At 34.4% G+C, this 14,159-nt stretch carries 12 protein-coding genes and 2 pseudogenes; 5 read left to right on the top strand and 9 right to left on the bottom strand.

Annotation, left to right across the window (positions count from 1 at the left end; all coding sequences use genetic code 11):
• The 6 genes and pseudogenes from AB8B65_RS15610 to AB8B65_RS15585 form a co-directional block, all read right to left on the bottom strand.
• Positions 1-273, bottom strand: a pseudogene (locus AB8B65_RS15610) (DNA/RNA non-specific endonuclease); the annotation flags it as partial.
• Positions 274-368: 95 nt separating this feature from the next.
• Positions 369-539 (bottom strand): annotated as a pseudogene (locus AB8B65_RS15605) (ABC transporter permease); the annotation flags it as partial.
• Positions 539-1,165: a hypothetical protein gene (locus AB8B65_RS15600; protein ID WP_405302194.1), complete on the bottom strand. Its 627-nt coding sequence runs from the start codon at positions 1,163-1,165 to the stop codon at positions 539-541. The gene AB8B65_RS15600 and the pseudogene AB8B65_RS15605, both read right to left, overlap by 1 nt.
• A 15-nt stretch (positions 1,166-1,180) precedes the next feature.
• Positions 1,181-1,813: a hypothetical protein gene (locus AB8B65_RS15595; protein ID WP_405302193.1), complete on the bottom strand. Its 633-nt coding sequence runs from the start codon at positions 1,811-1,813 to the stop codon at positions 1,181-1,183.
• Between the two features lie 11 nt (positions 1,814-1,824).
• A complete protein-coding gene (locus tag AB8B65_RS15590; RefSeq protein WP_405302192.1) occupies positions 1,825-2,934 on the bottom strand; it encodes an ABC transporter permease in 1,110 nt (369 codons plus the stop codon).
• A 14-nt stretch (positions 2,935-2,948) separates the two neighbouring features.
• Positions 2,949-5,075 carry a carboxy terminal-processing peptidase gene (locus AB8B65_RS15585; RefSeq protein ID WP_405302191.1) on the bottom strand — a complete coding sequence of 709 codons (2,127 nt, stop codon included), beginning with the start codon at positions 5,073-5,075 and terminating at the stop codon, positions 2,949-2,951.
• 236 nt (positions 5,076-5,311) lie between these two features.
• Between AB8B65_RS15585 and surE the strand changes: the two genes are divergently transcribed.
• Genes surE through lpxB form a run of 3 tightly spaced genes read left to right on the top strand, consistent with a single transcriptional unit; the run spans position 5,312 to position 7,498 of the window.
• Entirely contained in the window at positions 5,312-6,091 is a 780-nt protein-coding gene (surE, locus tag AB8B65_RS15580) for a 5'/3'-nucleotidase SurE (protein WP_405302190.1), read from the top strand.
• Positions 6,081-6,377 carry a hypothetical protein gene (locus tag AB8B65_RS15575; RefSeq protein WP_405302189.1) on the top strand — a complete coding sequence of 99 codons (297 nt, stop codon included), beginning with the start codon at positions 6,081-6,083 and terminating at the stop codon, positions 6,375-6,377. The genes surE and AB8B65_RS15575 overlap by 11 nt, the downstream gene beginning before the upstream one ends.
• A gap of 8 nt (positions 6,378-6,385) precedes the next feature.
• Positions 6,386-7,498 carry a lipid-A-disaccharide synthase gene (gene lpxB, locus AB8B65_RS15570; protein ID WP_405302188.1) on the top strand — a complete coding sequence of 371 codons (1,113 nt, stop codon included), beginning with the start codon at positions 6,386-6,388 and terminating at the stop codon, positions 7,496-7,498.
• Here the strand turns inward: lpxB and AB8B65_RS15565 are convergent.
• A complete protein-coding gene (locus tag AB8B65_RS15565) occupies positions 7,485-8,009 on the bottom strand; it encodes a hypothetical protein (protein WP_405302187.1) in 525 nt (174 codons plus the stop codon). The genes lpxB and AB8B65_RS15565 overlap by 14 nt on opposite strands.
• A 167-nt stretch (positions 8,010-8,176) precedes the next feature.
• Between AB8B65_RS15565 and AB8B65_RS15560 the strand changes: the two genes are divergently transcribed.
• Positions 8,177-8,719 (top strand): C40 family peptidase, encoded by a 543-nt coding sequence (locus AB8B65_RS15560; RefSeq protein ID WP_405302186.1) that lies wholly within the window; start codon positions 8,177-8,179, stop codon positions 8,717-8,719.
• 183 nt (positions 8,720-8,902) lie between these two features.
• On the opposite strand, the gene AB8B65_RS15555 is transcribed toward AB8B65_RS15560, so the two are convergent.
• Entirely contained in the window at positions 8,903-11,191 is a 2,289-nt protein-coding gene (locus tag AB8B65_RS15555) for a T9SS type A sorting domain-containing protein (RefSeq protein ID WP_405302185.1), read from the bottom strand.
• A 222-nt stretch (positions 11,192-11,413) separates the two neighbouring features.
• Between AB8B65_RS15555 and AB8B65_RS15550 the strand changes: the two genes are divergently transcribed.
• Complete coding sequence (locus AB8B65_RS15550) at positions 11,414-13,447, top strand: ComEC/Rec2 family competence protein (RefSeq protein ID WP_405302184.1); 2,034 nt, start codon at positions 11,414-11,416, stop codon at positions 13,445-13,447.
• Positions 13,448-13,453: 6 nt separating this feature from the next.
• Here AB8B65_RS15550 and AB8B65_RS15545 read toward each other — a convergent pair whose 3' ends face one another.
• Entirely contained in the window at positions 13,454-14,002 is a 549-nt protein-coding gene (locus tag AB8B65_RS15545) for a thioredoxin family protein (RefSeq protein ID WP_405302183.1), read from the bottom strand.
• Positions 14,003-14,159: the final 157 nt, after the last annotated feature.

The following is a 14,159-nucleotide window of genomic DNA, read 5'->3' as shown; positions in this document are numbered from 1 at the left end:
TTCTGCTTGCTCAAAAGCTTCATGGTACGACAACGAATATCCTTCATGATGTACAATTTGTCCCGTTGTTGAACTCGGCAAATAATAGTTATTTGTTAAGGTTTTTGGTTTGCTATCTGTTGTTTGCTTCTTGGTTCCGTGAACTTTTACTTTCGGATTCGTAGTCGTGACTTTAGGAGCTTCATTGTATTTTTCATAAATGGCTACTGCTGCTCCAATGAGCAATACTAAAACAAGATATATTTTATTTCTTTTCATTTCGACTTCGCTCAATGTGGCGATTTTTGGGTTTTATTTCTAGTATATTTAAGTTATTGATTTGAAAAATGCTTTTTAATTTTAAATTATACCATTTTCAAATTGTCATATTAGTTCTTCACATCCAAAGCATCGCGCAAAGCATTTCCAACCAACATAAACGCCATTACCAAACTCATAATAGCGAGTCCTGGAATGATGGCTAAATACGGTTTTCCAAGAATGATATAACTGTAATGATCTTTTATCATTGCGCCCCAACTTGGCATTGGCGGTTGCGCTACGTATTATGATTTATACAAATGAGTTTTTTTTCTTTTGGAGACAAGATGTAGAAATCTACATTAAAGACTCCACGAGATTCGATATTTACCGCATAGGCATAGTAATTTCCTTTTTCAGCCAGAATCTTTCGAATCAATTTATTTTCTTCAAGCATATTGCTTTCTGCCAGTGTTGATCTACTCCATATTGCAAAATCCACTATTTTATTCTCACTTTCTTTTATTGGACTCTTGCGCCATTTAACTTTTGTCCATTCATCTCTATCACTCTTTGGAAATTTTGTAAAAAAGTCTGGTGAAGGAGTTAAAAAAGAATTAGCTACATCCTCACTAATATCGTATATATAAATTGAATATCCATCACCGTTAAATGCCCTTTCGGAAATGTTTTTAAAAGATTCTGTCACCCAAAATTGATTCCCAGTAAGTTCTTGTGCATACAATCTATTGCTTATTGCCTCTGAACCTGGAAGCATTCTTGTTTGATAGGTAAGATAAATGAATATGAAGGAAAACAGTGTGACGTTTAAGACTAAATTAAATCTAGTAAGTTCAGCTTTCTTTTTCCAAATTCTCTTACCCCACAGAAAAAAGATTCCTAAAATAATTAGTTTGAAAATCATTTATTTTAATATTGTTTATTCTATTTTTTTCCAAATCTCACTACCAGGTTTTCTTCCTGTTACCATTTCTAGAAGAGAGAGTATATATTCATTAGCATCAAATCCACTTTGTTCTTGTACCTTTTTAAATGCATTTGCTACAGGAGGAAAGATAGACGTTAAGTCAATTTTCCAAGTATCATCTTCTTTGTAAAAATGCATATAAATAGGCACTTTTCTTCCATTTACAATTAATTGTCCTTTTGCAAAAGTCCCGTCTATTTTTATGTCTCCAATTGAATTATTTGCAACACTATTTTTCCCAACCATTCCTTCTTTTATAGCATATACTAGAAGCTCTTTTCCATCAAATGAAAGTATTTCTTTTTTGCTTGTTTGATGTCTAATCGAAAGCACCATTAATTTATCCATCAAAGCCAGGTTATTCAGTTCTAGCGAATCTGCACTCTTTGTTTTTTCAAGCATTTCAGAATAATATTTTAGAGTTCTGCTATCTACATATTTAACAGCTTCTTCTCCTTTATCATTTAGTATTGCAGATTTGTAATTTTCGAAACTCTTTCGGACTAGTTCGTCTTCTTTGTTTTGAGCTAAACAAGAATTCATAACAAATACAAAAACAAGAAGAAATGAAAAGTATTTACTCATATTTTTTTTATTTAATTTTTTACATCCAAAGCATCACGCAGAGCATTTCCAATCAACATAAATGCCATTACCAAACTCATAATAGCAAGTCCTGGAATAATTGCTAAATACGGTTTTCCTAGAATGATATAACTGTAATGATCTTTTATCATTGCGCCCCAACTTGGCATTGGCGGTTGCGCTCCAATTCCTAAGAAACTGAGTCCGCTTTCTATTAAAATAGCTGCTGCAAAGTTTGCTGCCGAAATTACAATAACAGGCGCCATAATGTTTGGCAAAATATGTTTTACAATAATTCTGAAATCGTTGTAACCTAGCGCGCGTGCTGCTGTAACGTATTGCATCCGTTTTGCACTTAATACTTGTCCACGCACAATTCTTGCCACCTCAACCCACATGGTAAGTCCGACCGCAACAAATACTTGCCAAAAACCTTTTCCTAGCGTAAGCGTAATTGCAATCACTAATAATAAGGTAGGAATTGACCAAGTTACGTTGATAATCCACATGATAATTGCATCTGCTTTTCCTTCAAAATAACCTGCCAATGCGCCTAATGAAATTCCGATTAGTAAGGAAATAAATACGGCGACAAATCCTATAGTAAAGGAAATTCGCATTCCGATGAGCATTCTACTCAAAACGTCTCTCCCGTATTTATCGGTTCCGAAGTAAAATGTTTTTTGTTGCATGAATTCTGTTGGAATTTTACTCGCTTCCGTTAACGTTGGAAAGGAATTGAGTGGAATTTCTTTTTCTATTCCTGCAACGGCATCATCTGTATATTCGGTAATGAATAATTGATTGTTTTTTATGCGGTAGTTAGCAATTGGAATTTCGGTCGCGGTGTTTTCTTTCCCAAAAAAAAGTGTACTTAAAAAACTTTCTTCTTTTTTTTCTGTGGAAGGAATTGTTAACATTTGCACTGAGAAACCAGGTTTTTTGGAGTGAATTGACAAATGCATTTGGTTTGCATTTTTTGTATCATCTGGCGTGAACAGATATGCAAAAACTACAATGAACGCACAAAGTACAATAAAGCTAAAACTCAAAACGCCCCAAAAATTCTTTTTGAATTTCTGGAGCGCTAATTTTGTTAGTGAATTTGAGTTTTTACTCATTTATTTCTTTTAGATTATCCTTTTACAACGGATCTTTTCTTCTTTTTTATGTTGTTGATTTGAATGTCTCCTAATACGTTAATCGCTTCTTCTACGTAAACATCTTTGCCTAAATCTTCGTGCCAAGCTTGTCTTTTTCCTTGCAATGTAGAATCTTTTTTCATCAATAATTCTTCATACGGCAATGACGTAAATACTAAGTTTGTATCGTAATCAGAGATTGCTTTGAAGCGTTTTGCATATTCTTCGTCTGCATCTGCTTCTTTTTTGTATTCCGCATAATTTAACGGATACACATTATCATCACGACGTTTTTTAATCCACTTTGCATTTTCTTCAATCAGTTTCAACTGCGCATTGTCTGCCATACGTGATTTACTCTTTGCAATGGTTTTTTCGTAATCGATGTATCCATCCCAAGGATTGTATGATGCAGGATCAATTTGATCCCAAGGTAATGGATTTTCCTGATCTTTTTCGCCCACATCAATAAAACTATATCTATCAACGACAACGACATCACTTTTTACACCTTCTAATTGTGTAGATCCGCCATTGATTCTGTAAAATTTTTGCGTTGTTAATTTTAATGCACCTACATTTCCATCGCCACCTTGAACAAATCTATTTAAATCCACAATGTTTTGCACTGTTCCTTTTCCGTAGGTTTGTTTACTTCCGATGACAATGGCTCTTTTATAATCTTGTAATGCTGCTGCTAGAATTTCTGAAGCTGATGCCGAAAGTTCATTTACTAAAATTACTAACGGTCCATCCCATTGAATGCGACTGTCTTCATCTTTTAATACTTCTTTTCCGTCTACCGAGCTTTTTACTTGTACAATTGGTCCATCTTTTATGAAGAATCCTGCCATATCTACAACAGTTTTCAACGATCCTCCACCATTATTTCTAAGATCTAATACTAAACCTTCCATGCCTTGCTCTTTTAAACGCTCAATTTCTTTTTTAACGTCACTCGCAGCATTTCGTTTGTTGTAATCTTCAAAGTTTACATAGAATTTTGGCAGATTGATGATTCCGAATGTACGCTGTCCTTTTTTCACTACAGCCGATTTTGCATACGTTTCTTCAATTTCTACTAAATCTCTTTTGATGGTAATGATATCAATAGAACCATCTACTTTTTTCATTGTTAAAGTTACTTTTGTCCCTTTTGGTCCTTTGATGAGTTTTACAGCATCATCCAAACGCATTCCCACAATATCAACTGGCTCTTCACCTTCTTGTGCTACTTTCAGAATAATATCTCCAGCTTCTACTTTTTTGCTTCTCCAGGCAGGTCCACCAGAAATTACTTCAAATATTTTTGCTCCTTCTGTACGTTTTTGCAAACGCGCACCAATTCCTTCTAAGGTTCCAGACATATTCATATCGAAACGATCTTTGTCTTGTGGCGCTAAATAAGAAGTGTGCGGGTCAAATTCTTCAACAATCGCGTTGATATAGATACTAAACCAATCTTTACGTTCCAAATCGTTCATTAAGTCAAAAAACTCAGCATACGTTTTTCCTGTAGATTCACGCGCTTCTTTTTCTAAAGCAGTGAAGTCTTTAATTGCATAAGAAGCATCTTCTTCTTTTTGATTTTTTTCTACTTCTAATTTGATATCGTAGTTTGCAAGTGCAGAGAATTTCAATTCTTTTCTCCAACGTTCTTTTAATGCATTGATATCTTTTGCAAAATTTATTTTATCATAATCTCTATCGATTGTTTCATTTTTTGTAAAATCGAACGGATTTTCTAATAATTCTTCTTGAAACGTTTTCGATTCCGCCATTCGTTTCATTAAGCGTTCGTGTACTAAACTAAAGAATTGTACTCCAGGCTTTTTGATTTCGTCGTCAATTTTATCTTTGTATTTACTGAACTCCTCAATATCAGAAGCTAAAAAGTAGCGCTTCATCGGATCTACTCCACTGATAAAATCATCGTATACATTTTCAGAAAAGTCATCATTAATATCTTGAGGATCAAAGTGCCATCTACCTAATACATAAGATATTAGATCTACTAATGTTTTGTCTTTTTCTGGATCGTCAAAAGATTTTTTTGCGAATCCGCAGGATACCATTGCAAAAACTAATAGCACCACTAAATATATTTTATTCCTTCTCATAAAAGCTCTTATTTTCAAACATTTATATTTTTTCATTCTCATAAATCAGCAAGTTACTGGGTTTCAATTTCCATACCATAAATGAAATTATGTCAATAACTTTAATTTTTTACTAAAATAAAGAAAAAATTATGGCGTTTTTTAACAATCTTACTAATTTTTTGTTAAAGCTATTTCCGTATGCAAGTAAACGGTAAATTGTGTACTTTAGCAACTTAAAATGAAGTACTTTTTTTATGGATGAAAAACCTTTAATTTTAGTAACCAACGACGATGGCATTACTGCTCCTGGATTGCGCGCACTTATTGAAGTTATGAATGAATTGGGCGATGTTATTGTAGTGGCTCCTGATAGTCCGCAAAGCGGAATGGGACATGCGATTACGGTAAATTCTACAATTTATTGCAATGCGATTACAATTGATGACGGACCGCAAATTGAATATTCTAGTTCAGGAACGCCTGTAGATTGTGTAAAACTAGCAGTGAACGAAATTTTAAACAAGAAACCAGCTATTTGTATTTCTGGAATTAATCACGGATCAAACTCTTCCATCAACGTTATTTACTCAGGAACTATGAGTGCTGCTGTTGAAGCTGGCGTTGAAGGAATTCCTGCTATTGGTTTTTCTTTTTTGGATACTGATTGGGAAGCTAATTTTGATGTAACTAAGAAGTACGTAAAGGAAATTACACAAAAAATATTGGAAAACGGATTGCCAGAAGGTGTGGTACTGAATGTGAATATTCCGAATTTGAAAGAGAAAGATATCAAAGGAATTCGTGTTTGCAGACAAGCCAAAGCACGTTGGGTTGAAGATTTTGACAAACGTACCAATCCGCATGGAAAACAATATTACTGGCTTGCAGGAAACTTTGTAAGTCAAGACAAAGGAGAAGACACAGACGAATGGGCATTGGCAAACGGATTTGTTTCTATGGTACCTGTTCAGTTTGATTTAACAGCACATCACGCAATACAAAAACTTAATAGCTTAGGATTCAATGAAAAATAATAAACAGGTTATTTTAGGAGCCATTGTTGGGCTTTGTACTACAGCTCTCGGAACATTTTTATATTTGTTTTATGTAGCGTATCAACGGAATGCTTCGCTTGATGCCGTTTGGACGTTTGCTACCGACAGCAGTGAAATTAGTTCGGTAGTTGTATATGGAGCTGCCTTAAATTTTGTTGCCTTTTTTGGATTTTTACGATATAATAAAGAAGAAAGCGCAAAAGGTGTATTGGTCATTACTATTTTGATCGCTGTTGCCGTGCTTATTCATAAATTGTTCGCATAATTAAAGACATGAAGTACTACATTGTTGCAGGAGAAGCGTCAGGAGATTTACATGGTTCTAATTTGATGAAAGCTATTGTAAAGGAAGATCCTACAGCCGATATTCGGTTTTGGGGCGGCGATTTGATGCAGGAAGTTGGCGGTACTTTAGTCATGCATTATAAGGAACGTGCTTTTATGGGATTCATTGAAATTATTATGAATCTGCGTAAGATTTTAGGCTTGATCTCTTTTTGCAAGAAAGATATTGCCGAATTTAAACCCGATGTTGTGATTTTTATTGATAATTCCGGATTTAATCTGCGCGTAGCAAAATGGGCGAAAGCTGAAGGTTTCCGTACCAATTATTATATTTCTCCACAGGTTTGGGCAAGTAGAGCCAGTAGAGTTGAAAAGATTAAACACGATATTGATCAAATGTTGGTGATTCTTCCGTTTGAGAAAGATTTTTATAAAAAGTATAACTACGACGTACATTTTGTAGGACATCCGTTGTTAGATGCGATTGCTGATAGAAAACCTGTAGATGGTGCAAAATTCCGAAAGGAACATCAGTTAGACAACCGACCAATTATTGCATTGCTTCCCGGAAGTAGGAAACAGGAAATTACCAAAATGCTTTCTGTAATGCTTTCTGTGGTGGATGATTTTTCGGAGTATCAATTTGTAATTGCTGGCGCGCCAAGTCAAGAAAAATCGTTTTACGATCAGTTTATTCACGATAAAAACGTTCAGTTTATAGCTAATAAAACATACGATTTGTTGAGTGTTGCTACCGCAGCTTTGGTCACTTCGGGAACAGCAACTTTAGAAACTGCTTTGTACAAAGTGCCGCAAGTAGTGTGTTATAAGGCAAATACTATTTCGTATCAAATTGCAAAACGCATTATTACGCTCGATTATATTTCTTTGGTGAATTTGATTATGGACAGAGAAGTTGTGAAAGAATTGATTCAGCATGACTTCACTACCAAAAATGTAAAAGAAGAGTTGACCAAAATTTTAGACGAAAACGGACGCACACAACTTTTTGAAGATTATTACGAACTGGAACAGAAGTTAGGTGGCAAAGGTGCGAGTGCAAATGCTGCAAAGTTGATTTGTGGTGCTATTGAAAAGTAGCCTTCCATTCTTTCAATAGCCTTTTTCGTTCTCGTCGTGCTTTACCTTTAACTTCTTTCAATCTGTCTTTACTATATAACCATTCTACATATCTATCTCGAAACACTTTGTTGTTTAGATAATTATTTGAACTAAAATAATACTCTATCAAGTTGGTATTATTTTTACAAAATGTCAATGTGCAATTTCGAATTCTCGTAACAGTAAAATATGGCATTCTTTCAATTCTATCTGCTAATATAATTGCGATTTCTCCTTTAGTTAAATATCGATCGTTACATTCTGATTTAACTTTAGTCAAAGTTGTATCTACAAAAAATTCGGCAAGTATCATCAAAGAGTTTTCTCCATGAGCTATTATTCTCTTAGCATCTACATTGTCTATTATTTCTTTAGAATTTTCTGTTTTAGTAATTTCATTTAATAATGAGTCTATTTCAGTTTTGGTTTGAGAAATACTAAAAGTAAAATTTAGAAGTAAAGCCAATAATAATAGGTTCCTTTTTTTCATTTAGTTTCGATTTATTCTCAAATTTATTGTTTATATAGTTATAAAGAAATTCAAAATTAGTGAATTAACGTTTTCAATGAGTTAACTGGTTTTATCTAGTTCAATTTTGAATCATTTTTGTATTCTAAATAATCAGATTTTGTTACTTTAGCGGAAACGCATATTGTATGATTCGCAAACTCCTATTACTTTCCCTTGCTATTTTTGTAGTTTCTTGTGGTTCTTCCCGAAAAACCACTTCTTCACGAAAAACGTCTAAATCGACCAAAGTCGTAAAAAAAACTACCAAAACGAAAAAGACTTCAAAGACAACTAAAAGTACTTCCTCTAAAGCTTCTGCTATTATTAAAACGGCAATGGCGTACAAAGGAACACGTTATAAGTTTGGTGGTACCACTCGCAAAGGAATGGATTGTTCTGGATTGACATATATTGCTTTTGGCGAAAATAAAGTACAACTTCCGAGAGTTTCATACCAACAAGCGACCAAAGGAAAACGTGTTAAATTGAATGCAGTACAAAAAGGAGATTTATTGTTTTTTCAGACGAATAAGAATCGTAAACGCATCAACCATGTTGGCTTAGTCGTTTCCCACAAAAGTGGCGTTATTAAGTTTATTCATTCTAGCACTTCAAAAGGTGTCATTGTTTCTTCATTGAACGAACGTTATTGGAAAAATGCTTTTACGGAAGCGCGTAGAGTTCTTTGATTGGTTGTTAATTTGTTTATTTGTTGATCTGTCAATTTGGATCTTGTTAGAAACTACAATTTTCTGAGTACTTCTCGATACAAAATCTTTTTAAGATTTTACTCGAAGTGACGTTTCGTACATAAGACACCAAAACCTTTGAGTAAAATGATAACCGCACTCTAAACATCTAAACTATTAAATCTAATTCACAATGATTTTCTTAGTCAGTTGCGCTGTTTCTGCATTTAGTTTTAAGAAATAAATTCCACTTTTTAGACTAGCAACATTCAGTTCTATTTGATTGCTTGTCGCTATTTTACTTAGTATTTGTTTTCCGTGTATGTCTGTCAATTGTAGATTGATCTGTTCACTTTTGTCTAGTGTAATGTATAAAATATCGTTTACAGGATTTGGATACGCTTTTATGTTTACACCTGCGAATTCATCCACGGAAAGTGGCGCTACAAATTCCGATTGAAAGGTATTTGTTATTACAGGCGCGTTAAAATCAAAATAAATCCCCGCAACCGCAGGAATGATGTCACCAACTGCATACCCCGTTTTTGGTTTTATTTTAAAGTACACAAAACCATTACTTCCTGGCGCATCAAACATTTCTGCTGGCAGATTGATGTCATCAAAATTCCAAACCAATTCATCATTTGTACGGCGTACTTGATATGCATGACTCGAATTCAGCATTTGAAACGTGGTTTCGTCAAGCTGAGTGTTTAACGTTTCTTCAATTCGCACATTGATGGCTTCTGCCGTTCCTAAATTTTGGAATCGGATCGTATAATATAGATAATCTTCCGAAGTAAAATCTTCATGGATTATTTCTGGACCGTACGATTCTCTAATATCATTCGGATCCCAAGAATTCACGACTACTTCTTGTACTATCGAATTGTTATTTTCGGCTATTAAATCGTTGGCATCTGTTGTGTAAGTCGCTGTATTTGTGACAATTTCATCCAAAGAAACACTTACAGGGCAGAATAAATTTATTGTAATTTCTTCACTTGCAAACGGTTCTAAATTCACAAAATCAATCGTAAATCCTGTAGCTGTATTTGTCACTGTATAGTTAGGGTTTACATCTGTAACGCCATTGAAAACTAGTAAATCATCAATAACCACTTCCACAGTTCCCGAAGAAATTGTTGCTAGTGACAAGTTGTTTATGTACAGTAAATTGTTATGTGCAAAACCAGGTCGCGGTGGCGCAAAAGGATTTATTAAAACGACTTCGACATCTTCGCAAGGTTGTAGTTCTGTGATCGGAAAATAAACTGAAACCGACTCACCAATAGCAACACTTACATCATCAATACTTGCTGTTGTAATAGCATAACAACTCTCATATCCTTCAAATAAAGAAAAACTTATATCATACGAATTACTAGCGTCATCACTCACTATAAAATAGGTTCCGTTGGCTTCACCCATGGTTATTTCTCCAGTATCGTTTAGTTCATAAGCTACGTTTCCGAAAGTAAATGGAGCTTCTCCATCATCAAATACGCCGTTATTGTTTTCATCTAAAAAACTATTTACACTAATAATACCTGCGGAGTTGCCACCACAAGAAGCTGTAAATTGCCATGGTTCAAATGAATTTGTTGCGCAAGAAATAGAGCCATCTGAGGTAATTTGTATGGTAAGTTCACCTCCTGAAGATTCAATTACTAATCCCGTGAGATCGCCATTATTTCCATAACCTGCATAAATTAAGGCCGCTGTATTGTCGCCTCCATCATATACAAGTAATTCATCCCAGTTATTTTCTACTTCACCAGCTAAGAATTCTAACGTTACAGGAAAACCGTCAGCATTACTGATTACGAACTGTGTTGAATCATTATTTCCATAACAAAATGTGGTGATTCCAGGATCTGTATTGCAATATATTATTGACTGACTGATGACTTCTAATACAAAACCACTAACACTACTACAACCTGTATTGGCATTTTGCACACGTATGTATATGTTTTGCAAATTGACCATATTTTGATAGCTCGTAGGATTTGCAATGGCATTTGTATTTGCTTGTGCATCTGTAGCAGACTCATAAAAAGTAACTACTAAATCTGGACTTCCATTCGTAATTTCTGGTATTTTGGACGTCAAATCAAAAGTTGCAATACCACTTTCGTCTGTTCCTTGAATGAAGAAATTTGATATGTTTCCAATACTAGGCAATGGATTAAAGCTTACCAAAATCATATCTGATGCAGGTGTTCCATTAATTAGTACCGTTGCTTCATACACACCACTTGTTGTCACCAATAAAGTCGCGTTTGTTTCGCCAACAAGTATTTGTCCGTCTTTCGCCCATTGATACGCAGTTGCATCTGTTGTACTTGCGTCCAAGACAAAACTTTCGCCTTGACAGGCAGTAATATCGTCTCCCAAATCTACTTGCGAAAATCCTATGGTAGTAAACGCTAAACATAAAATTATAGCGTAGTGTAGTTTTGCTTTCATGGTAATTGGTTGGTTATGAGTTATAAATGTAGTATTTTATATACAATCTCTGTGTTAATTTGGTAAATTTATTTTCAGATTATTTTCGGATTGAATCAACTCAACGTCTATTTTCACAGTTTTAACAACGCTCACATTTAAAATACAACGCTTACACATTTATTTAAAGATTCAGGTGTGTTTTTTGACTACTTTGAAACTGTTTTTAAAGATGCAACTATAATGAAGTGGCTTAATTTTACCATTACAAAACTTACTTTTTCTTTAATTTTAGGAATTCTCATTGGATATTATTGTCGAATTTCTTGGGAGCTGAGTTGCCTTATTTTTGGCGGATTGTTTCTTGTACTTTTTATTTTTTATTGGATTGCCCGAAAGCAATTTATACAAACTATCGGTTTCGGATTGATCGCTTTGATAACGACTGTAAGTTTGGGTGTTGCGATTGAAAGTTTCCATGAAGAGAAAAACCATGCTTCACATTATAGTAAACAGCATACGATTGAACATGTACAGTTTCGCATTCATGAAGTTTTAAAGTCGAATTCATATTATGATCGCTATGTTGCAGAAGTGTTACGCGTGAATGATACCGTAGCGTCTGGAAAAATTTTAGTACATGTACAGAAAGATAGTTTGTCAACTTCACTTCCTGTAGATGCGGTTTTGTATACTAAAAAATCACTAAAAACGATTAAAGCAGCTTTGAATCCGACATCATTTGATTATAGAGCATATTTGAACGATCGTTATATGTATGCGCAATTGTATTTGAAAACTGATGAGTTTTTACTTGCTGAAAATACTCCAAAAACCTTGTATGGATATGCAGCTACACTTCGGAATACCATTCACAAACGATTGCTAAAAGCAAATTTTAAAGCAGATGAATTGGCAGTAATTGAAGCCTTATTGCTTGGACAACGCCGACAGATTTCTAAAACCTTACAAACCAATTATGCCAACGCAGGCGCCATTCATATTTTAGCAATTTCAGGATTGCATGTTGGAATTTTGTTGTTTTTGTTACAGTTTTTGTTGAATCCACTTGGTCGTTTTAAATACGGTAATTCTTTGAAACTATTTTTAATCTTGAGCATTATGTGGAGTTTTGCATTTATTTCAGGGCTGTCTGCTTCTGTTGTTCGTGCGGTAACGATGTTTACTGCCATTGTGATTGCAACACATTTTAGAAGACAAACGAATACCTTACAAGTACTGACCGTTTCCATGTTTTTCCTGTTACTTTGCAAACCGCATTTTTTGTTTGATATTGGTTTTCAGTTGAGTTATGCAGCCGTTTTTGCGATTGTTGTTCTGCAACCTTTGTGGAAGAAACTTTGGAATCCGAAATCGTTTTTAGGAAAATCATTTTGGGGATTACTTACCGTTAGCTTGTCGGCTCAGTTAGGTGTTTTGCCATTGAGTTTGTATTATTTTCATCAGTTCCCTGGATTGTTTTTTGTGGCGAATTTGACAATTGTACCGTTGCTAGGAATTATTTTAGCGTTTGGAGTTTTAGTGATTGTGCTCGCTTATTTTCAAATGTTGCCAGAGTTTTTGAGCACGATGTATAGTTTCATCATTCAGCAAATGAACGTTTTTGTTTCTTGGATTGCTTCGCACGAACAGTTTGTTTTGACAAATATTCCGATGCGTTTTTTACAAATGATTGGTTGTTATATGGTACTGATTGCGTTTGCTCAATATATCCATCTCCCGAAAGGGAAATTATTAAAAATAGCGTTGTGTAGTATTTTAGTTTGCCAAGGATTGTGGTTTTTGGATCGTTTTCAACATTTTCCTAAAGCGAATTCTTTTGCCATTTTTCATCAAACGAAAGCGACTATTTTAGCGAAGCAAGAAGGAACAAATTTACAGTTGCTTCATAATTTAGACAGTTCCGCCACAGCGAAAAATTATACACTGAAAACGCTACAACAGAAAGATTTTATAGAAAACGTTGCACATGATCGTTTGCAAAATGTATACGCTGTAAATGATTCGTATTTGTTGCGAATTGATAGTTTGGGTATGTATGAAATTCCGCAATTACAACCTGCGTATGTTTTGTTGAGTAATTCGCCCAAAATAAATTTGAATCGAATGATTGCCAAGTTGCAACCCAATTATATTATTGCAGATGGTAGTAATTATAGAAGTTATGTACAACGTTGGAAAGCTGCTGCCGAAAAACAAAAAATCCCTTTTCACTATACTGGTGAAAAAGGATTCTTTTCTATTATTTTAGAGTAGTTGTGATTAGCTTTTAAACTCGTTCACAAACTCTTTTTGGTATTTTTCCCAGTCTTCTTTTGATTTTACTACTTTGTATTTATCTGTTTTGAAAAGTTTTAGATAGATTTCAATTTGTTTTGGCAATAAGTAGCCTGAAATTGGCGCAATGAGTTTGAAATCTTCATCAAAGAATACCATTGTTGGATACGCACGAACGCTCAAGTATCTTGCAAATTGATGTTGTGCATTTCTACGCTTTTTCTTTGCAGGATCGTAATTTGGATTTGTGAATGTGTTTCCTTCAAAACTCACACTTGAATCGCCTTCCGCATTGAATTTGATTGCGTAATAGTTTTCATTGATATATTTGGCTACATCAGGGTTTCCAAAGGTGTTTTTGTCTAACATTTTACACGGTCCACACCAAGTTGTGTATACATCCATAATGACTTTTCGCGGTTCTTTTTTCATCAACTCTTGTGCTTCTTCTATGGTAACCCAATTGATTTTCTGCGCTTTCATCGTTGTGATACTTACTAAAAGTACACTTATTAGTAGGATAACTTTCTTCATCTGTTTGTCTTTTATATGGTTTCAGTTGCAAACTCTGTGCCTAGTTTACGAATACAAGTTAAAAAAAAGCGTTCTCAAAAGAAAACGCTTTTTTTAATTTTATGTTTTTGCAGGTTATTTTACACCGTGCATGAGTTTCTTTAATACTGGGTTTAAT

It is taken from the genome of Kordia sp. (genome assembly GCF_045105435.1).
Classification (GTDB): domain Bacteria; phylum Bacteroidota; class Bacteroidia; order Flavobacteriales; family Flavobacteriaceae; genus Kordia.
Note: the sequence above shows the minus strand (reverse complement) of the source record. Positions and strands in the feature narration are given on the sequence as shown.